The sequence below is a fragment of the Caballeronia glebae genome (assembly GCF_001545035.1).
Classification (GTDB): Bacteria; Pseudomonadota; Gammaproteobacteria; order Burkholderiales; family Burkholderiaceae; genus Caballeronia; species Caballeronia glebae.
In genome coordinates, this window is record NZ_FCOJ02000060.1 from 24,662 (window position 1) to 44,790 (window position 20,129).

Below are 20,129 nucleotides of genomic sequence, written 5' to 3' on the forward strand. Positions count from 1 at the left end.
CGAGCGTCGGGGATGAAGGCGAAGGGGTCCTTGGTTTTTATGCGGATAGTTCGTCCGTTAACGCGCCCTTCGCTTTCAGCCAAACACGCTGAGAAAGCTGGCGTGCAGCAGCGCCTCAACTCGCGCCGGCCTATCGCTGCCGGTGTCAAATGATTTCATGATGCGTTTCCATCTCGACAAACGCCTCCCTCCACGTTCGTTGCCTGTTCACGTCTGACCAGATGGTCTAAAAGCCGACCTGTAGTCGTAAGCTGAGCGTCATGTACACGAGTGCGGGGAGCACTGCGCAACTGAGCGTCATAGACGACGAACGCTTTACGCAACGCTTCGTATTGGGCTCCGGCTGCTTTCCAATCGCCGTTCAAGGCTACCTCACGGTCGAGCCGTACGAGCGCAGCATGAGCATCTTGCACCGCGCCCAACCGTGCACTTTGATAGCCGGACAGACAGAGTTCCTCGGATATCAAGAGTTGTTGCGCCAGCAACGTCAATAAGGCAGTTGTTCCCTTGCCTCGATGTAACGCGTCTAACGCGACCAAACTCCTCAGCAGAAGTGGATTCGAACTGCCAGCCTTGGCAGCCTGCATGAGTGACCCGAGCAGCGGAGAGATAGACGGTCTGACTTTCTTGTGCGCAGTGGATTTCGTGCTCATTTATCTCGAGCCAAAGCAAAGATTCCGGAAGCGTCGCACTGGCACTGGCACGTGCGCGCGCACGCCCATTCTCAGTGTCGTTTTGGGGCGCTCGTAGCAAAAGATGCGGTTCACGGTTGTGAGGGGCCCAGAGGGACAAAATCAGGATATCGATTCGCCGGATGAGCAGGAGCGGGGTAACGGTTTGAACGTCGGACGCTCAGTCGTTACCGGTTAGTTGTACACCGAAGCCGACCATTTCCACAGACTGTTGTCGACGCCACGGGCCTGCACATAACCTGGCAAAGCGTTGAAAGTCATTCGTTCTTGCTTTACATCCTGCTGCATTAGCTAAGGCAGCAAGGTTAGGTCACGCTCCAGTGCGATATAGGGAATCACCGGACCGGTAAGAACCGTGGAGCTTGTGGTCGTCCGCAACCGAGGCCGTCAATCCTAGCCTCCGGATAGTCGCCTACGGAAGGCCGGTCAGCCCTCACGGAATGCGATAATTTCCAGTCTTTTTGCCAATGTAGTTGTAGGCCCCCTTTTCGGCAGGGAGGACTTGCACTTGTTGCCAGTCGAACTGACCTTCGATGCCTTTATACTTTCCTGTGCCAGAACTCAAGGTGGCCTTGCCCGAAGACGACCCCCTAGCATAATTGTATGCTTCTACGAACTTGTCCCCATCTTTATCGGTATAAACGCAATAACCGCTTCCCGCCTGCGCGCTGAAACCGGACTCAAGACAATGAGCCGAAACATTCTGCATAAGCGGCGTCTTGCTGTTGTTTCCCATCAAGAGATTAAATTCGGTCAGGTACACCACATCGTCGCCGCTCACCACAATCTCTTTCACACCTGTCCCAGCGGCAGTGTAGGTCGCGTCGACCAATCCCTTTTTGGGAACGGACTGCGCCCAACCACCTGAAGGCGCGACGAGGGCTGCCGACGAAAACGCGACGATACCCCTCGCAATATGGCTGAAGTAACTGTTCATCTGGCGCCCCTCATGCTCAAGGTCCATGAAATAATGCTGGTCCGGGCTGTTAATTTTGCTATGGGATACGACGGTTCCTTGGTCGACATTTTTAGCACCGAGTGCGTTGCGTCAGCAGCTGGTTCGAAAGGCTTGCTTAAGGTTATAGAAGGTTTTCAGAAAATTTCAAATCGTCCACCCGACACTCGAAAAGACGAGGCTTTTTCATTTCTGTAGACTAAAGCGGAGACGTACCAACACATGGGCCGGCTTTTAAGCGTTATCGGGCTTTTCTTTAGTTAGGCGGTCATCCTCCGGCTCCGCGACGCCTGACTGTAATAACATGGTCTGTCTATCTCAATCGACCAGTCGAAGTACAGTCTTCCGCCTAGCACTTGCATTTTTCGGCGTCCAAGTCTTCAACAACCTCTCAGACTCCGCTCGATATGCTGCTACGCGGCGTGTGACGAGATGTTCACGTTCGACGCGCGCCGCTTCGTCCTTGATGAGCACCTCGGCCTTTCATATTCGGTCTTTGGCGGATTATGCGCGCTAGCGGGAGCCTAATCCGTCTACACGGAAGTAATTCACTTTGAACGTTCGTCAGCAGACGACGTTCGTGGGTCTTGGAGGGCGAAGTCGGTCCCGCGCTGGCACAACCTCACTAGCCGCGTGAGTCGCGCGCGCTCGCTTTGCTGAAAAGCATCAACGCATGCTGCGCAAAACATTGCGCCGACAACGGGTTCTCGACTAGGCGCGAAACAGTTACGAACATTGTCTCGCTATCGACCGAGTTATGCGGACGCGCATCACAACCTCGCTATCCTGCTAGACAAACGCGGCAACCGTTGCGGGGTTATTCGACATCTTAACGCTGACCGAAAATTGAGTAGCTGAGCCAGTCCGGATAGTGAAGGTGTGTTCGAGGTGAAAAATCAGCCTTGTGAAGTCAGTGAGATACAGGTTTTCCCTAGGAGGCGACAGTTGGCCCGGTTGGCGGTCGCAGATAGGCTAGCAACATATCGACATGCATGGCGGAGATGGACTCTAGCGCTCGCTCATCCATGTAGTTGCGCCTAAGAAATTCTTGGAGGGTAAATCGACCAGAGACAATGTAATAGCCCATGCCGACAAGCGTTACGTAGAAATCCAGTGCGTCGACATCTCGCCGAAACTCGCCGGTCGCGACCCCTCGGGCGAGGATTGTACGAATCGTCTCGACGACCGGGGAGATTGTCTCCCCGAAACTTAGTCGAGCTTTTAACGTGCCGGCCTTGATGTAGATTCTCGTTATTGACGAGGCATAACCCATTTGATTACACACAAGTCATTCGCCGAGTTCTCGGGCGTACTTGAGGCCGGCGGCGAAATCCGTCACTCGCTGCAGGCCTTGCCAGATGGTTTTGACTCCGGGTTCGCCGTCGCCTTTGCGCGCCAGGAAGCCGCCGAGCATGGCGACCAAGCGCACGACCTCATTCAGACGCGGTGAGTGCTTCGGCGGTTTCTTCTTGTTGAGAATGAATGCCGCGCGCCATTCATCTCGCTCGAACAAGAGCGCTGCATCCAGGTCCGGGCAAGTTCGACCGAGTCGCATCAACCGAGCAATGCGCCATGCCACCACCATGAACAGCGCCAAGGCACGTTCAAGCCGTGCCATCGATGCGAGTTGCAATGCCTCGACCCGACAGCCGTTCTTGAGCACGTGAAAGAAAAGCTCAACCTCCCAGCGCGCGCGGTACCAGTCAATAAGCTGCGCTGCGGCATCAAGGTCGTGCGCCTCGCGGTTACTCAGCAGTCGCCATTCAATCGGCTTGGCGCCCGCCGGCGGGTCGACCTCCCGGGCGACGATGCAAGTGGCACTCACCACGCCGCCTGCAGCATCGGGCAACGCGACACGCTGCGCCCACACCTGCTGTCGTACCGCGCGCGCAGGCTGAGCCTGACGGGCTGCCAGCGTAAATTGAATCCTACCCACTGGCTCACCCGCAGTCACTTTGTCCCATAGCTTGCCGCCGTCAGGCAAGGTGCGATTGTGCTGCGAGCGCAGTAACCAATCCGCCGGATGGCCCAACTCCTTCGCTTTGACCATCGGTGCCATGATGTCCGATTCCCGGTCAGCCACATAGACCAGTCGTGTGGCGGGCAGTGCCGCCGCTTGTTCGGCAATCCGTTCATATCCTTCGGTCCAGCGGGTACTTTCCTTGATGCCGGGGCGCACCCCATCCGCACCCTTGGGCTCGCGTGCCCACATGTAGGCATCAAGCACGCCCAGCGGTTCGCGCGATGGCGTCACCGCGTAAGTCGGGTGCAAATACAGCCCGCGTTCAGCTTCATACGACAGCGGACCCAAGCCGGTGATGGTCTGGCCGTTAAAGTCCAACTCCGTAGTATCCTGGATACATAGCACTACTTCGCAAGCCCGCATCCGTTCGGCCGAGTTCTGCCAATGTGGTGCCATGATGTCGCGCCAGTCCAGCTCCTCTTGCGCCAGGAAGCGGTACGCTGCTGCCGTTTCCGCCCAGCCGCCGCATGCGTTGGGTATGCTTGCCGTCGGCTTCTGCGCAAGCCGCTCAGCCAGTAGCACCGCGCGCTTGTTCAGCCGTTGGTCGCCCAAATCAATATCCTTGAATTCTGCTTCTGCCCAGCTCGATTTCTCTTGCGTCATGTGCCGTCCAAAATGCAAGAGTTAACGCCAGTCCGAGAGAGTTTACAACCCCGTCCGCTATGTCATTGACCGTAAACGACTTTTCGCGGCTCGCCACCGCTACGACTTGTGTGTAATGAGGTGGGTTAGGACGGGGCCCGGGACTTGAAGGGTAGCCCAGTTGCGTGACTATTCAAGGGAAAAACGCTTACGAACAGATGTGCATCGGCGCGAGGGCACCTTTCTTCGCGCCGACCGACGCCGCACCTATGGGTCCCATTCACATATGTGAAGCGTCTGCGGGCCAGCGGGATGAGTGGCCATGAACTGTATTACACTGCTTACCAGCACATGCGACTACCTTCGACTTTCAGAAGCCCGGACATGCTGAGGCGACGTCGGGCAGCGCAATTCCGGCATGGCTAGCCGCAAACCCGTAATTCAATGCGACAACCCGATGCGCGAGTCTGCAGGTCCAATCGTTGACGAGGAGTTCCTTGGTACTCTCCCACCATCGCGAGATTTCGCTACGACTCGCATGGTTCTGTTAGCCATCTTGGTAGCGTCTATCGTTTTACCAACAGCGTGCATCTCACTTTACGCCTACTTCGACTATCAACGCCGACAGGCGGATGCGCTCGACACGGTGGCCCGACTCGTGCGGGTTGCGGAAGAGAACGCTGTCAAAGTTCTGGACCTGAACACTGAAATGAGTTCGAGAATCGTCGAAATTCTCGGCGACCTCGATGAAACTGCCACACGGGAGCAGCAGGCCACGTTACACGCTCGTTTGAACGCGATGGCAGGACGACTGCCTCAGGTGGCCGCCGTATCGGTCTTTTCCGCAGACGGAGATTTGGTCGCAAATAGCCGGTGGTACCCAGCACCCGATATATCTATTTTGCAGCGCGCCGATTTCCAGGCGGCGCGGGACCATCGCCCGACAACGTACTTTTCGCTGCCGATGTTCGGTGCGGTCGCGCAGACGGACGTATTCAATACGGCAACGAGCAGGACTGGCAGCAACGGCGAGTTCTTGGGAGTAGTCGCGGTGGCCCTCCGCAGGGCGTATTTTCGCGACTTCTATCGTCAACTGGTTGGAAATAACCCGGACCTGACCGTTGGGCTATACCGTTCCGACGCCAACCTGCTTGTCCGGTATCCGGAAGCCGGTGACGGCATTGTCATCCCGGCTGACAATCCCTTTGTTTCCATCTTCAGGCAAAAGCTTCAACAGGGCCACGTTAGAACGACGTCCGCCATTGACGGGCGCGACAAGACGGTTGCATTCCGGAAGCTTGCGGATTATCCGCTTTACGTGACCGTTAGCTTTGATGTCTCGTCCGTCTTCGCCGGTTGGTGGAGACATGACTTGCTCGTCGCGCTGCTGGCACTTGTACCGTGCACGGGAATCTGGCTTCTCGTAGGCTTTTCTCTCTACCGGTTGAAACTAGAGCAGGTGGCTTGGGAAAGTTGGAAAAGCGAGGCGGCTTTGCGGGAAGACGCAGAGGCAACAACTCGCCAGCTGCGTCGCATCGGTGCACTCGGAAATCTCGTGGCCAGCGTCGCCCATGACTTCAACAATCTTCTGATGGTCGTCTTCTCCAACATGGAACTGGCGCGTCAGAAGGGGTTCTCTGGGGTCCAAGCCGAAGTACAAGCAGTGGAACATGCGGCAGGCACGGCTTCCGAACTGTCCCGCAAGCTGTTGAGCGTGGCGCGTAAAAAGCCACTGCAAAAGCAGCGAATTGGGGTTCAGGAATGGCTCATTGACACTATGCCGCTGGTCCGTGCCGCCGCTGGTCCGCGCGTGTCGGGCTCTCTTGAAGCACCTGACGGTCTGTGGGATATTGTGATTGATAAAGCAGAGCTCGAATCGTCACTCATCAACATCGCGGTCAATGCAAGAGATGCAATGCCGGAGGGCGGCGAGTTTACAGTGAGATGTCAAAACGTGTCGGTGCCGGAAGGGGAAACGGTACCGGCCGGCGACTATGTCGTCATGACGTGCTCGGATGACGGTGTCGGTATGCGCGACACCGTCGTCCAGCGGGCATTCGAGACGCTGTTCACGACGAAAGAGGCGGGCTCGGGGACGGGCTTGGGACTGGCTCAGGTCCTCGCAACGTGCGAGCAGGCCGGAGGTACTGCCCGCTTACGTAGTGAGCCAGGTAAGGGCACCGACGTCTCGCTCTACCTACCGCGCGCCGATGCGCCAGAGATTGCGCTCGCGCCGACAGTGGCGACCTCGCTTGGCGTTCAAGAATCGAAGCCGTTGCACAGCGTGCTCCTAGTAGAAGACAATGAAGAGGTGGCAGCGGGTCTGGCTGCTGTTTTGCAGCTCCTGGGATACGAAGTGAGTTGCGCGACAAGTGGCGACAATGCGCTCGCGGTGCTCCAGCAAGGCCGTATGTTCGACCTCATACTGTCTGACGTCCAGATGCCTGGCGCGCGCAACGGGTTCGACTTGGCCGAGCTCGTGAAGAGAGAATCGCCGTCTCAGTTGGTGGTCCTAATGACAGGCTACGCAGGTGAACTCGAGCGAGGGAAGCAGCTTGGTGTTCCGGTTCTGCTTAAACCGTTCTCTCCGACTGACCTAGAGAGCTTAATGAGCGGCACGGTGCTCTCGGACTCCGAGTAGGTCGAGCAATGACTGGCTGCTGTTCGGGACGACAAGTGACCGGGCCGAATTCACTCGGTTGCCGCTTCTCACGCCGACGGTCCCGACGAATCAATGTAGTTTCTTTCCACTTTCTTTGCGCTCTTGGGCGAGGGTGAGGACCGCTTCCAGCGCCCGCAGGTCCACGGGCTTGGTGAGATGTGCGTCGAATCCTGCCGCGCTGGTACGTGCTTTATCCGCTTCAAGCCCGTAGCCCGTCATCGCTGCGACTAGCAAGTGGTCGTTACGGACAGCATCGCGCAAGAGCGGGATGGCTTCGTAGCCTGTCATCAACGGCATGGAAAGGTCGAGCAAGATGAGCTCGGGTTGGAAGGCAGCCGCAATGTCGACGGCCTGAGTTCCGCCGTAGGCCGTTTTGACGGTGTGCCCATCGACTTCGAGGAGCATCGCCATGCTGTCGGCAGAATCTTCATTGTCGTCCACGACCAGCACCTTCAGAACGCTCGCTCCGTAGTGTTGTAACGGATAAGCTCCTTGCTCGGGCGGTGACGTCCTTTCGAGCACGGGTAGGCTAACTGTGAAGGTGCTCCCGAGGCCTCGGCCTGGACTGTGGGCCTGAATGCGGCCGCCGTGGAGTTCGACGAGCGAGCGCGCCAGCGTGAGGCCTATCCCCAAGCCGCCCTCATCTTTGGCCGAAGTCGGGTCCTTTTCCTGAACGAAAAGGTCGAAGACAGAATCGAGAGATTGCGCTTCGATACCTCGCCCATTGTCCTTGACACGGATGGAGACAAATCGGTCTTCGGAAAGAACTTCAAGCTGGATGCGCCCCCCGGCCGGAGTGTACTTGAACGCGTTGTCGAGCAAGTTTTGGAACACCTGAACCAAACGGGCATGGTCCGCCTGAACGTGCAACGGTTCGTCGGGCATCCGGACGTCCAGTGCTTGGCCCTTGCTTTCCGCCTGCGTCTGGAGACCTTCGACGGCGCGGTCGACCACGTCCTGAATCCTGATAGGTGCGGTATGCACTTTGACTTTTCCCGTTGTGATACGGCCCGCTTCGAGCAGGTCGTCGACGAGCCGCGTGACGTGTGTCAACTGCCGGTCAATAACGGTTTTAGTTCGCTCGAGTATTTCAGGACCCGGTGACGCGACCCTTTGCAAAACACCCACCGCGTTGCGGATGGGCGCGAGCGGGTTTCGCAACTCATGGCTCAAAAGTGCAAGGAACTCGTTCATGCGCCGGCTGGAGGCTTCGAGTTCTTCGAGTCTGCGGCGCTCGGTCATGTCGCGGGTGACTTTCGCGAAACCAGTGACTTCTCCTGCTGAGTTTCTGATAGCCGAAATGACGACGCTGGCCCAGAACAAGGAGCCGTCTTTTTTGACGCGCCAGCCTTCCTCGGCATATTGCCCGGTGGCAATTGCACGACGGAGTTCTTCCTCCGGCCAGCCCATTTCAATCTTGTCGCTAGGGTAAAAGACGGAGAAGTGCTTGCCGATGATTTCACCTGCGCTGTAGCCCTTAAGCCGTTGAGCTCCCGTATTCCAAGTGGTGACGATACCTGTCTCGGTTAGTTTGAAAATCGCATAGTCGCGAACTGCGTCGAGCATCAGCTTGAAGTTGTCGTCGTCCGCTGCCTGAGGTCGCGCAGGCTTATGTCTGGTCGCTTTTCGACGGACGGACCGGTTGAAGGTCATAGTTGGTTTGGTAGCGTGCAGCGTGGATAGGAAAAGCAAGCGTCATTGTTCGAAGAGCGGTCCGGGCCGCGGGTGATTTCACTGGCAGGGAGCCGCCCGCGACCAGCATAGAACCCTGCTCCAAGCCCATGCTTAAATAAGCACGCGCGTTCATGCGGATACGCCGCAGTTAGCAATTCGCGTGCCTGCCACGATGCAAGGATGAAGGCGCCAGTGGCTAGCCGAGAGGGGCGGTCCGAATCGGGTCATTCGCCCGGCGCAATTTGGGCCCGCGTGTGATGCTTACTTGCCCGTTGCGCTCCAGGATGGCCGACTCCACGTCGTCGAGTCCGGCGGTATGAAGTTGCTGTCTTGCGGTCTCCCAGACATCGGTCTTCGTGATGAGCGCGGCCGACATTTGTATATCGTCGACTTTCCCACGCGGCTTTGCTTTCGTGAGCTCCGTCGCAACGCAGAGGCAACAAGCGTAGCGAGATACTTTGTCGACCCCGCACACATGCACATCCATTTCACTGTAACCGCGGGGCTGCACCGACTTTTCCGCGAGCTTCTCCCGTAGACGCCGAACTGCGATTCAGCTTCCTCCTAGGCTACGTTCTAGACATGAACGTTCATCTTCTCGGGCGGCAGTCCTACGACCGTCGCTATGGCTGCTTCGTGTTTTGCGCGCAAAAGTGCAGTGTTTCGGCGACGCCGAACTGACAGTGATGCCATAGGTCTTCTATTCGCGTGAGGCGATGTGCCGGTGCGCCTCGCCATTGAATCGAACTACGCGGAGGCGGGTCACGGCCTCGCTACCGTCTTAGACAGGCGCGGATACAGACCTCGCGCCAAAACTCGCCGCGGTGGCGGCACCGCATGCCCGCCTAAACCGTCCGCTTCGGTGGCACAAAGCACGGTCGACGAGCGAGGCCACCGCGGTATGAGGATTGCTGAAACATGCGAGCCTCCTGCTCCTTTACATCTCCTGTCATGGCAACCATCACATCCCGACGAGCGAAGGTAGTCTTGTTTCCTCCGAGTCGGGTTGTCGCTGCCAAGGCCGCGCAGTCCGCCGACGACTACGCCGTTTATGCGTCGTATCGACCGCACGTTAGCGGGAGTTTCGTAGGAACGCTCAAGGTTGTTCGGCTAACTGACGCGAAACTTCTGTACCCGTTTGACGGGGCGGCGGAGTTAGGCCCTTTCCCGACAAAAGATGCTGCTCGAGAAGCGGCCGTTCAACGTGGCGAGGAGACAGTGCGCGCCGACTTGCAAAGTCCGGAGTTTTAGCGGGCCAGCGTCCCAAGGTCAGCGATGCACGCGCTTGAATCCCAGTCGAAGAGCCATGACCTCGAAGTATTGAGCGGCATTCGGCGGACAGGACCGCAGAAGGTGTGCGCTGCATGAGATTCGCCTCGCCTGATGTGAGTGCGGGAGGTTGCAATGCGCAAGAGATAATGCCGAATACGCAGAAATCATTGTGCGTGAGCGCAGTAGAAAGTCCGTCAGAACAGAAGTTTCGCAGGGCTGTTGTTGCCGAGCGGGGCGAGGCATCGATGCTCGAAAACGTGTCAAGCTTCCTAACGAACTGCATACATCATGATTGTCGGCGTAAGCGCGACGGTCTTCGGGCGTACGAAACTGCGGCGCCATGCGCCTAATCGAGATGTAGCGACAAAGAGTGTCGAACGAGTTTTTTGTTCGGCGCATAGATTAGAGCGTACCGCCGGCAGCAGCATCCCCAGAAAACTGTGCCTCGCTGTCGGAAAACAACAGTTCCAACAGCGACTCACTTTTCGGCGCCTGGTCCCGGATGCGCTCGGGAAGCTCTTTTCATGCTTCTCATGCGCCGGGACATTGCTCACTCGGCGAAGTAAGCGGTCGCCCCAAACCTGTGATGGATACGGGTGCTTTCGAAAGCCGGAGTCTTCGTTGTAGGCATCGTTCGTGCGGCTACGCTTCCACATAGTTGGCCCTCAAGGCAGTTCGTCGCGGCGAGTCGTTGAACTGTCCAGCACAGCCCCGGGGGACCTGGTGATGAAACCTGCCTACGAGGAATTCCTGATTGGCGCGTACCCGACCATCTATCATGCGCTCAAGCCGCGCTTGCCTGACGGCGAGCGCTTCGAGTGCGGCGACGGGTGGTATGGGATTGTAGAGGAACTCTCGGCGGAGCTTGAGGTGATTGCCAGAGCGGGCGGCCGAAATCGCTTCAATGTATTGCAGGTAAAAGAGAAATTGGCCGCGCTTCGGGTTTACTTCGACCGACCGGCTCCTCAGAAAGCGATAGCGCTAGTCGACGCGGCAATCGATAGAAGCCGCGTCACTTGCGAGTTGTGCGGTGCTCCGGGAGAGCTGAGTCGGTACCGCGAGGGGTGGTTGAAAACGCTTTGCGGAAAATGCGCAACAGAAGCCCGGACGCAAGCGAAGGCGCGAAGCCCTTCTAAGGCGGGTCTCTAAGTCTTCACGACGTGGCTCTTGCTGAGCGCTGCGAATGCCCGGCGCCCTGCGCGGTTCGTGAGCGTGACCGGCGGATAGCGAGTCGGCAGCGCGGGAAAAAGTTATTACTCGGTGCGCCTCGCATTTTTCATCCGTTGCGCCAAGAGAAATCTGCCTCGGGAGGGACCGGCTTTTTCGATTCTATCGCCCGACGACTTTCTTACAAGCACACATCACTGTGGTCTGACCTTGGAGCCCCCTCGCGGGAACTCATCGAAAAAGCGTCACGGCCGGAACACGTCGGCGGCGCGACTTTGAGACGCAGCACTTAGCGCTGCGGCTCTGCGCGTACTACAACAATTGGCCCGGGAAGAAGCCGGGAGTATCGCTCGAACTTAGGCGGTTTGCTTAAAGAATGGACGCAGTTATCCGACGGACTTGTCGGCACTGTTATGCACTTGACGACCTAATTTCTATTCACTTTCGCTAGACTTGCCTCCCACGAAGTTTGCCAGCGTCTCCTCGCGGCTGCGCGTTTCGAGTTCGCTTGGTCGACTACACGCCGAAAATTCAACGAACGATTCTTGACGGACTGAGTCATCGCATTCTCCGGAACGCCTTGGATGCCACAAATCGTCGTTGCGCAACGTCAACTAGGACAGTCTCGCAAGCGACCGTCGCGATATGACTGCCTTTGACGAAACAGAATTTAGTAACGGCGAAAGGCGGCGTCAATAAGCGTCCTGCAATAGTCGGCGCGCACGTCCATAAACGCAGTTATATGTCACTGTATAGGCGGCACCGCGCCAAACTTTTCCGCCAGCATCCTCTCGTAGACCCCAAAGTGCAAGTCAACTTCCTCCTGCGCTACGGTCTGCACAAAGACGTTCACCTTCTCGGGTGGCAAGCCCATGACTGTCGCCACGGCTGCTTCCAGTTGTGGCGCGCAAATTCGGTCCTCGGGTAGCGTCGACCCGACCGTGATGTCGGATATGTTTTCCTGGCGCAAGACGATGTCCACAATCCGTGCACGCGCACTCATGTTGTTGTCAACGGCAAGCCGCGTCACTTCGGCGAGTTGATGCATTACCTCTGTTGGGAAGCCCTTAGTCGAGCGAAGGCGAATGCGGTGCTTACCAAGCGTACGCCAATCCGTATCGAATTGCATGATGATGTCCTCCAGTCACAACAGGTGCGCGGAGGATATGGACGAAGCGCATCTTTTCAAGCCTCAGAAAAAATTTTGGCTGAGACTCTTGAAAGCGCTGATGCCGCTTCTATCTCACGCGTTGCAAGGCAGCGGCTCGCAGTTCGCGCGCGCTGCGTGGTTCAACTTGATTGTCCGCGGCATGGGGCAGCTGGGCTGATTCGCGTACGCAGCTCCCCCTTACCGCCGCGGGAGGAGAGCGAAAATGAGTGATGCATTCAATACACCCGACCTCTTCAGTGAACTGGACCGTCTGCAGCGCCAGATGTCCAGCCTGTTTGGCGGGTTCCCCACCAGCCTTCGTTCGACGCGCGTCGGAACGTTTCCGCAAATCAACGTAGGGTCGACTGTAGATTCAGTCGAAATCGTCGCGTTCGCGCCAGGCCTGGACACGAGCAAATTGGACGTGTCCGTCGACAAGGGATTACTCACGATTGCTGGTGAAAGAGCCACAGGCTATGACCAGCTACCCGAGGGCGCTCGACAGTATGCGCAGGAGCGTTTCAGGGGGGCCTTTCGCCGAGTTATCGAACTTCCCCAGCAAGCGGACCCGGACGAGGTACAGGCCAGGTACATCGATGGCTGCCTTTTGATTTCAGTCGGCAAGCGCGAAACGTCGAAGCCGCGCTCAATTACTGTGCAGTGAGGTGACACCATGAGCGACTACAACACACAAATTGCCGAGCGCGACCAGGGCACCGTGACCCGTCAAGAAGCAACTGAGGCGCGTCGTCGGCAAACATCGACACCAAGCGTCGATATTGTTGAAGACCCTCACAAAGTTACGCTTTGGGCCGACCTACCTGGCGTTTCGAGAGACAAGCTTGACGTGAAGGTCCATGACGGCAGCCTGACCATTGAGGCTGAATCGGTGGTTCCAGTGACGTCGAAGCTGCAGCTAGTACATACCGAAGTTCGGGCGCCATACTTCGCTCGCACCTTCACGGTCAGCGAGGACTTCGATACGTCTAAGGTCGAAGCGTCACTGAAGGACGGTGTACTAACGCTGACGATTCCGCGCCGGGAAGAGGCGAAGCCACGACGGATTGAGGTGTCGGCAGGTTAATGAGGAAGGTAGCAACGAGCGTTGCGCGCCGCTGCTACGGAATTCGAAAAGAGGGCTAACGGTGTTCGGCGCAGGGACCTCAGACTCACTTGCGCGCCCGTAGGAGCGGTCGCACGGGCGCGCGTCGATGCCGCGACTGTCCTGTAGCCCTCAATAACGGCTACGCGCGTGTCGTCCACCTGTTCTGTCTCTCTGTCTGATAGACACACGCTGCGCGGCAGACGCCGGCTTGCCACGTTTCTCAAAATGAAAAAGGCACTGTTTGGGCGCCGGCAATTCGTGAGGGGGAGGCGCGCCATGTGCGGCCGAACGATGGCGTTCGCAGAGATGCCTGCTCTTGTCGGGGGATTGGCGTTGGAGCAGTCCGATGACCTGAGGTCTCTCAGTCGCAGCTAGGAGAGGCAACGTGGCGACGGGAGGCTTGACCAGGTGGGGCCCTTCAGCGGAAGGCGAACCATTCGATGCGGGAGATAGCCTCGGCCGCCCGGCGGACCTTCGAGATTATTGCCGTTGCACTGGTGTCACGCTTAGCCGGAAAACTGAGCCTTTTCGTGAAACCACGTGCAGCGCTAGGCAACATGAGCGCGCTCGGCGTGACAGCGCGCGGCACGGACGAACTCGTTATCGAAGTTGCGAAGCGCTTCGTTGAAGGGCAGTTACCAGAGAGCCGCTAGCAATGTGCCTAAAGCTTCGGGGATTAGCCTTCGGCGGGCATTGGCCATGAATTGATGGCGGGACGGCTAATCAGTGTGAACTTTGCAGCCTGCTATGCCGGCTTTTCGGCAGAGCTCTAAAAGGTCAATGTTCGTGCGGCGCGCAACGAGCCATGGGATTCCTGCGTAGACTAATATCGGTTCTTTTATCCGATACTCGAACAACCGTGGTCCCACGCGTTTGAATAGCACGATGTCCTCCGCGTGCTGCAGGGCATATTTTTCGGTAACCAATCCGTCCGCGGCCGCCAAACGCATCGTCAATGAACCGTCGGATGAAGACCGGAGGCTAATATTGGACAGAATGCAGTATCCAACCGAAATAATGATTATTGGCATTATGACCACGCTCGCATAAGCGAGTACGCGTGCTTTTACTTGCAACGAGAGGTAAGTGCAGCAACCGGCATTGCAACCATTCCCCACGGTTTACGTGCAGCGCATATTACCCAGTACCGTCGGCTAACAATGCAGAGATGCTCGTGTAGCGCGACGACAAAACGTGCCGAACGTCGTAAACCATGCGATTGTCTAGAACAGACGGGGTACTGCGTATCCGCGGACCTCGTTCGCGGGGACAGTCGGCGAATCAATTTCAGAGCTCGGCGGGACGCACAAGTTCAGTCAACGCGCATATGACGATGTGATATGTGCGCTTGTCTCCTTGACAAAGGCCGACTGCGCATAAAGGATGGCGCCGTTGTCGACGACGGTCCTCCTCCGAATCAAGGGTGGCCATCGTGCTTACGCTGTCAACGACGGTGAACGAGCTGACCGTCGGAACAGGTTTTTTGACATGGGTGCTGGCGAACTACAGGATGCGCCGGGGTAACGCCTTCGAGTCCGCGTCGGATGCGAACGCTTGTGCGATAAAGCACGTCGCATGTCCCCGCAAGTGCTCAAAGCGTTCGGATTTTCGAAACTGCGGTGCCGGAGGATAACCTCGAATTTCATAGGGCATTTCGTTTTACGGTAGTTGCCACTTTGTCTTCGGATTAAAGAATAGCCGCTTCGCAGATGTTTGGGTTTATTCAGCCGCCATCAACTACTCTTAATCAACGGTACCCAAGTCGTGATGTTTTTAACAACGTAACGAGTAAGCGCTTCGGAAAACTGTCATGAAACCGTTCATTTACGCTGTAGTTACAACGTCCATGCTCGTAGCCCCTGCGGTGGCCTTTGCCCAATCGGATTCGCCTATAAGTCGAGCGCAGGTGCGCTCGGAGCTCATGCAACTGGAAGCGGCGGGGTACAAGCCAGCCAGCGGTGATGAACCGAATTACCCGACGAACATTCAAGCAGCCGAGGCGCGGGTCTCCGCGCACGGTCAAACTGATTACGGCGGCGCACTTGGCGGGTCATCGGCGTCCGGCGGTCGAGCGGCGGTGAGCCCCGCGTCTGCAACGGACTTGAACAAGATTTATTTCGGGGGTCAATAGACTCGGGAGCGAGTGCCTTGACGCCAGGACGCCACCGCTGCCGGGACAGACTTATGAGAGAGATTGGAATAGCGGCGATGATGTTGCTTGCTTGTACGAACTGACTCTCTTGATGAGCAGTGACAACAAGGCGCCCCGCACGCACAACATCACCGCGCGAAGCGTAGAACCAGGTTTTGTGCCGGCCTGGAAGTAGGCACTGCGTGGATTCGGACGAAGATTGCAGATAAGTTCGTCGAAGCGCTCCCACCGTTGTAGCTTGAGACCGCCATACGGGACCGCTCTATATCCTGTCGGGCGCTCTTTATTCAGCGCGTCCTCATCTTGCCCCGCCGTTCGCGTGGGAACGTTCTAACCGAAGGCCGAGCCCTAAAGTCAGGCGTCGGCTGGCATAAGCACTATCTCCCTGCGAACTTAGCTATCGACAATGCGCTGGCGCCGTTGCCCATGGACGTCGGTGGCGCTATCGCTATCAAGACTCAACGAAAAACGAGCCCGTCCGGGCTAGACGCCTGGCCTGAGATGGAGAAACGAACTCGCGCGCCTTGCATTCAACTCACGCAGTCTGAACGCTTCATTGAGCGCCGCTTTCAAGGCTGGCGTTTCCCCTAGGAGGCGACGCCTGGGCCGGATGGTAGACGCAGATAACCAAGCAGCATATCCAGATGCATGGCAGTTATGGACTCTTGCGCAGGCTGCTCCATGTAGTTGCGACCAAGAAATGCATCGAGGGTAAATCGACTGGAGACGATGTAATAGCCCATGCCCGCGAGTGTGACGTAGAAATCGAGCGCGTCGACATCTTGCCGAAATTCGCCGGTCGCGACGCCTCGGGCCAGGGCTGTACGCAGCATCTCAACGATTGGGGAAATCGTCTCGCGAAACTTGCTCGAGCTTTTAACATACCGACCTTCGTGCAGATTCTCGTTGTTGATGAGGCACAACCACCCTGGATTCTCGCGCACATGTGTCCAGATGGTGTGCGCGAGCAGCCGAATTGCATCCGACGGTGCACATTCGGTTAAGTCGAGCCTTTCCTCACGATGCGTGTCGTCGACGTACATTCCCTCGAGCACCGCGACGTACAGGCCTTCTTTGCTACCGTAGTAGTAGTAGAGCATCCGCTCGTTTGTGTTGGCGGCGCGAGCAATCGCATCAATCCGCGCACCGGCGAGCCCATGAGTGGTGAACTGGTCGGTGGCAGCCGCAAGAATTCGCCGGCGTGTGCCCTCGGCGTCGCGCTTGACTGGATGTGGAGCAGGTTGGCTCATGCTTTTTCTCCAGTGCTCGCGAAGTAAGTCTAGGAATTACCTCGGACGTTTATTAAGAGAACTACTCGGCGAAAACCAGTTTGCGCCGACATGCCTGAAATTACTACATGTTCTTCGAGCCCGAGTCGGCTAGGTGGAAAGGTACGAGACCGCGCGGATTTGCGATGCAAACGCTAAGCCGGGGTTTCGTCCAGAACCACAGGTTTCGTCGACCTCAGGAACGGGATTGTCAGCGGTGCACACAGATTTCAAGGTCAACATGTATCACCCAGCGCACAGTCCCCAGGCTGAGCTTTCCTCAGGAGAGAGGGGCAATTGGCTATCTTCTTCGCGGAACGGGTGTCGATGATGGTTGGCGGTGGGAATCATGGCCATCAATACAGTAATCAGGCGGCTGAAACTGTTGCGGGCTCCGCGCACCCGATGCGCCTGTTGGGCCTTCTCGCACGGGAAGCATTTCGCTCCGGTAAATATACCCGTCGCCTTGCACTTTGGTCGGCACGCCTTTTAGAAGTCGGTGGACATCCTTGTGAATAGGTTTATCGTTGAAACAGGCGGTTTCCTTCGCTCGTTCGAGAGAGCTCCGCCCCACGGCTCGACACTGCATTACAGAGCGCGACCAGACACTCAGTCATGTGCGCGAGCGTCGCGCCAATGCAGACTTATCGAAGCTTTTGGCAGGAGTCAAACATGAAGATATCTATTATGGCCGCTGCGGTCGCAGCCGCGCTTTCGCTCGCAGGCTCGGTCCAAGCCCAAGAGTCCCCCGACACGTTGCAGTCGACGCCGTCGCAGGCCCAACAAAATGGACAGGCGGCGCCTGGAGACCCAGCGTATGGCGGCACACCCTCTTCGCAACAAGCGAGCGGAAGGTCGTCGATGCCGGGGGCGCGCAACGGGAACAATTGCACGCCGCTACCGTTTTGCAACGTCTACATGGGCGGTCAGTAACCCAAACGAGCGGTTCGCTCGCCTTCATATGTCTGCCGCGCCCCAGAGGAAGAGTCCAGCGCGGGCTTGAGCGCGAAGAGACCGCGTGGGTCGTCGACCTGCGCGCTCTAATATGACAGCCCTGTCCTTCAATTGCAGCCGCGACCTTATCAAGTGGACGCATAAGCTGAAGTCCTGCGCGGTGTGCGTTGAGTCGGTTATCTTCCCGCCCTGCAGCGACACGGTCCGGCTCAGCGGGCGGCCGCTTGTCTGACAGACCAAGAACAAAAGAGGAGAGGCAAATGGCCGCGACAATTAGAACGGCGGTGTTGTTATCTGCATGGGCCATGGCGTTCGGCAGCGGTGCGGCGGGGGCGCAAGACACTGGCCCAACGCCAAAGATGGCCGAGAGAGTGCTTGTTGATAACGAAAGAGTGAAGGTGGCGGAAAACATTTTCGCGCCGGGAGCTGAAAGTCCAAGCATCGAACGCCCATATCGAGTCGTGCGTGCTCTCAAGGGTGGAAAATTTCAGCGGATTTACCCAGATGGGAAGAAAGAAAGCGGCGAATATCAGACCGGCCAAGTCGGGGCCTTTGGAGCCAGCCCCGCATACATCTTTAAAAACACGGGAGACAGGGAGCTTGTGCTGTATGTCGTGTACATTAAAAAGTGACACGAAAGTATCCCTCATCGGCTTTTAGAGTAAATTGCTGGAACTGGTCGGTCGGGCAACGGTTCGGCTGCCTGAAGACTCTAAATTTGCTGCCGCTTCGGCCGCTCTTCTCTGCGGCCGGGGCGGTCCGCTTTCCCGCTTTGACGGCCGAACCGCTCGCAGATTCAGATTCGCACATGTAAGCGCACCTTTACCTTCGCCGACAACACAGCATCAACCTTATGTGCGGTCAGACTCTCTCAGCAGTCGGTTTCCGGTCTATTTGGACGCGGCTCCGCCCGCAGGACTTCGCGAGATAAAGAGCACGGTCCGCGCGAGCAAGCAAGTCGTTTCGCGATTCGCCAGCATCGCTTTCTGCGATACCGGCTGAGAAGGAGAGACTGATAGTGACCTGTGCGGGTAGCCGAGAGGAAATGGGCGGAATCGACCCAAGCAAATCGTCGAGCACGGATTTGGCTTCTTGGGAGCCCGTGGCAGGGAACACGAGCAGGATTCTTCCCCGCCTAGGCGGCCAAAGAGGCAACGACTCGGCAGTGATGCAACGCAGTATTGCGCGAAGTGACGTAGGGCGACGTCGCCGGTCTCGTGGCCGAATGTGTCGTTGATTGATTTGAAATGGTCGAGGTCTAGCAAAGCAACGCTGACGGGACAACTCCCTAGCGGCCGGTCCAGCAGAACGGAGTCGAGCCATGCCGTCGTGAAACGTCGATTGGGAACACCGGTCAGTTCGTCGACGCCGCTGAGCCGCAATGCATCGTCGCGTTGCGCCGATAACAATCTCTCTGTCCGTTTGAGCGATGTGATGTCTGCCCCGGTCAGAACAATCCATCCGTTCGGCAACAGTGTCTCGGTGCACCAGAACCATTGGTCGTTCACAAAATCTACTGGAAACGAGCGTTGAGGAGCGTCCCGCACATGGCAACGCCTCCTACTCTGAGCGTCGGCGACGAATACCAAAGGGTCGCTGGCTTCAATTCGAACGGTGCGCCCGCTATGGGCCGCATTGATGATAATATCCGAGAACGTGACGACCTGACCCGCTTCCAGTTCAAACATGCGGAGAAAGCTCTCGTTCGCATAGCGAAGATAATCGTTTTCGTCGTAGACCCCGAGAAGCGCGCCTCCATGAGAAAAGGCGTGCAGCAGCGTCGTAAATAGCGCCGGCCTATCGCTGGCGGCGTCCACGCGAATAATTTCACGATGTGCTTCCATCTCGATTAGCGCCTCCTTCCGCCTTCATTCCTTAGTCAGGTCTGTCCAGACAGTCGGAAAGCCGCCGGGCCGTCGCAAGCTGAGCGTCACGGACCTGGGTGCGGGTAGCGCTGCGCAACTGAGCGTCGTAGACAACCAACGCTATACGCAACGCTTCATACTCGGCTCCCGCTGCTTTGAGACCGTCGTTTCCGGGTACATCCCGGTCGAGCCTTACAAGTGCCGCATGAGCCTCTTGCACCGCTCCGAGCTGCGCACGTTGATACCCCGCAAGACACAGCTCTTCGGATACCAGGAGTTGTTGCGCCAGCAACGTCAAAAAGTGAGTCGTTCCCTTCCCTCGATGTAGCGCATCTAAGGCAACCAGACTCCTTAACAAATGCGGGTTCGGGCTGCTGGCCTCGCCAGCTTGCATGAGTGACCCGAGCAGCGGCGAGATGGGCCATTTGGCAGGTTTTCGGAAGGTAGATTTCCTGCTCATCGTGATAAGAAATGCATCGAAGAATACCGGCGTGGTAGGGCGTCAGTCAACAAATGAAACTTGAGAGAAGGTCGGCGGTTTCAAGGTTGAAGTGCAACAGCGGTTTTAATGTTTAGAGCCATGAGGTTGAGCTGCCGAAGCGAGTGTT

Annotated in this window: 17 protein-coding genes; 9 read left to right on the forward strand and 8 right to left on the reverse strand. The window is 57.3% G+C overall.

The window, feature by feature from the left end:
• Positions 1 to 155: 155 nt before the first annotated feature.
• From AWB82_RS37375 to AWB82_RS29660, 4 genes are all read right to left on the reverse strand, one after another.
• Positions 156 to 653: a hypothetical protein gene (locus tag AWB82_RS37375; RefSeq protein WP_143756917.1), complete on the reverse strand. Its 498-nt coding sequence runs from the start codon at positions 651 to 653 to the stop codon at positions 156 to 158.
• Between the two features lie 472 nt (positions 654 to 1,125).
• The gene (locus AWB82_RS29650; RefSeq protein WP_235023490.1) at positions 1,126 to 1,656 is read right to left on the reverse strand and encodes a hypothetical protein; all 531 of its coding nucleotides are present in this window, start codon (positions 1,654 to 1,656) and stop codon (positions 1,126 to 1,128) included.
• Between the two features lie 922 nt (positions 1,657 to 2,578).
• Positions 2,579 to 2,920, reverse strand: coding sequence for a hypothetical protein (locus AWB82_RS37765; protein WP_086972892.1), 342 nt, complete (start codon positions 2,918 to 2,920; stop codon positions 2,579 to 2,581).
• 15 nt (positions 2,921 to 2,935) lie between these two features.
• On the reverse strand, positions 2,936 to 4,273 hold the full coding sequence (locus AWB82_RS29660; RefSeq protein ID WP_086972893.1) for an IS4 family transposase: 1,338 nt from the start codon (positions 4,271 to 4,273) through the stop codon (positions 2,936 to 2,938).
• A 517-nt stretch (positions 4,274 to 4,790) separates the two neighbouring features.
• Between AWB82_RS29660 and AWB82_RS29665 the strand changes: the two genes are divergently transcribed.
• A complete protein-coding gene (locus AWB82_RS29665; protein ID WP_235023491.1) occupies positions 4,791 to 6,893 on the forward strand; it encodes a hybrid sensor histidine kinase/response regulator in 2,103 nt (700 codons plus the stop codon).
• A 90-nt stretch (positions 6,894 to 6,983) separates the two neighbouring features.
• Here the strand turns inward: AWB82_RS29665 and AWB82_RS29670 are convergent, their stop codons facing one another.
• Positions 6,984 to 8,567: a hybrid sensor histidine kinase/response regulator gene (locus AWB82_RS29670; RefSeq protein WP_086972894.1), complete on the reverse strand. Its 1,584-nt coding sequence runs from the start codon at positions 8,565 to 8,567 to the stop codon at positions 6,984 to 6,986.
• A 972-nt stretch (positions 8,568 to 9,539) separates the two neighbouring features.
• Here AWB82_RS29670 and AWB82_RS39030 point away from each other — a divergent pair.
• Together AWB82_RS39030 and AWB82_RS29685 are read left to right on the forward strand one after the other, a co-directional pair.
• Positions 9,540 to 9,839: a DUF6723 family protein gene (locus tag AWB82_RS39030; RefSeq protein WP_086972895.1), complete on the forward strand. Its 300-nt coding sequence runs from the start codon at positions 9,540 to 9,542 to the stop codon at positions 9,837 to 9,839.
• Between the two features lie 747 nt (positions 9,840 to 10,586).
• Positions 10,587 to 11,009, forward strand: coding sequence for a hypothetical protein (locus AWB82_RS29685; protein ID WP_086972896.1), 423 nt, complete (start codon positions 10,587 to 10,589; stop codon positions 11,007 to 11,009).
• A 763-nt stretch (positions 11,010 to 11,772) separates the two neighbouring features.
• On the opposite strand, the gene AWB82_RS29690 is transcribed toward AWB82_RS29685, so the two are convergent.
• Positions 11,773 to 12,156 (reverse strand): hypothetical protein, encoded by a 384-nt coding sequence (locus tag AWB82_RS29690; RefSeq protein WP_086972897.1) that lies wholly within the window; start codon positions 12,154 to 12,156, stop codon positions 11,773 to 11,775.
• 37 nt (positions 12,157 to 12,193) lie between these two features.
• Here AWB82_RS29690 and AWB82_RS37770 point away from each other — a divergent pair, with 37 nt between their 5' ends.
• The 5 genes from AWB82_RS37770 (at position 12,194) to AWB82_RS29710 (ending at position 15,413) form a co-directional block, all read left to right on the forward strand.
• On the forward strand, positions 12,194 to 12,355 hold the full coding sequence (locus AWB82_RS37770) for a hypothetical protein (RefSeq protein WP_159462637.1): 162 nt from the start codon (positions 12,194 to 12,196) through the stop codon (positions 12,353 to 12,355).
• Positions 12,356 to 12,400: 45 nt separating this feature from the next.
• Positions 12,401 to 12,841, forward strand: coding sequence for an Hsp20/alpha crystallin family protein (locus AWB82_RS29695; RefSeq protein WP_086972898.1), 441 nt, complete (start codon positions 12,401 to 12,403; stop codon positions 12,839 to 12,841).
• A 9-nt stretch (positions 12,842 to 12,850) separates the two neighbouring features.
• Positions 12,851 to 13,261, forward strand: coding sequence for an Hsp20/alpha crystallin family protein (locus tag AWB82_RS29700; RefSeq protein WP_086972899.1), 411 nt, complete (start codon positions 12,851 to 12,853; stop codon positions 13,259 to 13,261).
• A 461-nt stretch (positions 13,262 to 13,722) separates the two neighbouring features.
• Positions 13,723 to 13,935 carry a hypothetical protein gene (locus AWB82_RS29705; RefSeq protein WP_086972900.1) on the forward strand — a complete coding sequence of 71 codons (213 nt, stop codon included), beginning with the start codon at positions 13,723 to 13,725 and terminating at the stop codon, positions 13,933 to 13,935.
• Between the two features lie 1,157 nt (positions 13,936 to 15,092).
• Complete coding sequence (locus AWB82_RS29710) at positions 15,093 to 15,413, forward strand: DUF4148 domain-containing protein (RefSeq protein ID WP_086972901.1); 321 nt, start codon at positions 15,093 to 15,095, stop codon at positions 15,411 to 15,413.
• Between the two features lie 608 nt (positions 15,414 to 16,021).
• Here the strand turns inward: AWB82_RS29710 and AWB82_RS29715 are convergent.
• The gene (locus tag AWB82_RS29715; protein WP_086972902.1) at positions 16,022 to 16,684 is read right to left on the reverse strand and encodes a TetR family transcriptional regulator; all 663 of its coding nucleotides are present in this window, start codon (positions 16,682 to 16,684) and stop codon (positions 16,022 to 16,024) included.
• 1,232 nt (positions 16,685 to 17,916) lie between these two features.
• On the opposite strand from AWB82_RS29715, the gene AWB82_RS29720 reads away from it, so the two are divergent.
• The gene (locus AWB82_RS29720) at positions 17,917 to 18,288 is read left to right on the forward strand and encodes a cupin domain-containing protein (protein ID WP_086972903.1); all 372 of its coding nucleotides are present in this window, start codon (positions 17,917 to 17,919) and stop codon (positions 18,286 to 18,288) included.
• Positions 18,289 to 18,546: 258 nt separating this feature from the next.
• Here the strand turns inward: AWB82_RS29720 and AWB82_RS29725 are convergent, their stop codons facing one another.
• Positions 18,547 to 19,500: a sensor domain-containing diguanylate cyclase gene (locus tag AWB82_RS29725; protein ID WP_086972904.1), complete on the reverse strand. Its 954-nt coding sequence runs from the start codon at positions 19,498 to 19,500 to the stop codon at positions 18,547 to 18,549.
• Positions 19,501 to 20,129 lie beyond the last annotated feature (629 nt).

Excerpts from the sequence above, each read along its gene's own strand:
- AWB82_RS29725 (WP_086972904.1), bottom strand. The coding sequence starts at position 19,500 with ATGGAAGCACATCGTGAAATTATTCGCGTGGACGCCGCCAGCGATAGG.
- AWB82_RS29670 (WP_086972894.1), bottom strand. The coding sequence starts at position 8,567 with ATGACCTTCAACCGGTCCGTCCGTCGAAAAGCGACCAGACATAAGCCT.
- AWB82_RS29695 (WP_086972898.1), top strand. The coding sequence starts at position 12,401 with ATGAGTGATGCATTCAATACACCCGACCTCTTCAGTGAACTGGACCGT.
- AWB82_RS29700 (WP_086972899.1), top strand. The coding sequence starts at position 12,851 with ATGAGCGACTACAACACACAAATTGCCGAGCGCGACCAGGGCACCGTG.
- AWB82_RS29715 (WP_086972902.1), bottom strand. The coding sequence starts at position 16,684 with ATGAGCCAACCTGCTCCACATCCAGTCAAGCGCGACGCCGAGGGCACA.
- AWB82_RS29705 (WP_086972900.1), top strand. The coding sequence starts at position 13,723 with ATGCGGGAGATAGCCTCGGCCGCCCGGCGGACCTTCGAGATTATTGCC.
- AWB82_RS29665 (WP_235023491.1), top strand. The coding sequence starts at position 4,791 with ATGGTTCTGTTAGCCATCTTGGTAGCGTCTATCGTTTTACCAACAGCG.
- AWB82_RS37770 (WP_159462637.1), top strand. The coding sequence starts at position 12,194 with ATGGACGAAGCGCATCTTTTCAAGCCTCAGAAAAAATTTTGGCTGAGA.
- AWB82_RS37765 (WP_086972892.1), bottom strand. The coding sequence starts at position 2,920 with ATGGGTTATGCCTCGTCAATAACGAGAATCTACATCAAGGCCGGCACG.
- AWB82_RS37375 (WP_143756917.1), bottom strand. The coding sequence starts at position 653 with ATGAGCACGAAATCCACTGCGCACAAGAAAGTCAGACCGTCTATCTCT.
- AWB82_RS29650 (WP_235023490.1), bottom strand. The coding sequence starts at position 1,656 with ATGGACCTTGAGCATGAGGGGCGCCAGATGAACAGTTACTTCAGCCAT.
- AWB82_RS29690 (WP_086972897.1), bottom strand. The coding sequence starts at position 12,156 with ATGCAATTCGATACGGATTGGCGTACGCTTGGTAAGCACCGCATTCGC.
- AWB82_RS39030 (WP_086972895.1), top strand. The coding sequence starts at position 9,540 with ATGGCAACCATCACATCCCGACGAGCGAAGGTAGTCTTGTTTCCTCCG.
- AWB82_RS29710 (WP_086972901.1), top strand. The coding sequence starts at position 15,093 with ATGAAACCGTTCATTTACGCTGTAGTTACAACGTCCATGCTCGTAGCC.
- AWB82_RS29660 (WP_086972893.1), bottom strand. The coding sequence starts at position 4,273 with ATGACGCAAGAGAAATCGAGCTGGGCAGAAGCAGAATTCAAGGATATT.
- AWB82_RS29720 (WP_086972903.1), top strand. The coding sequence starts at position 17,917 with ATGGCCGCGACAATTAGAACGGCGGTGTTGTTATCTGCATGGGCCATG.
- AWB82_RS29685 (WP_086972896.1), top strand. The coding sequence starts at position 10,587 with ATGAAACCTGCCTACGAGGAATTCCTGATTGGCGCGTACCCGACCATC.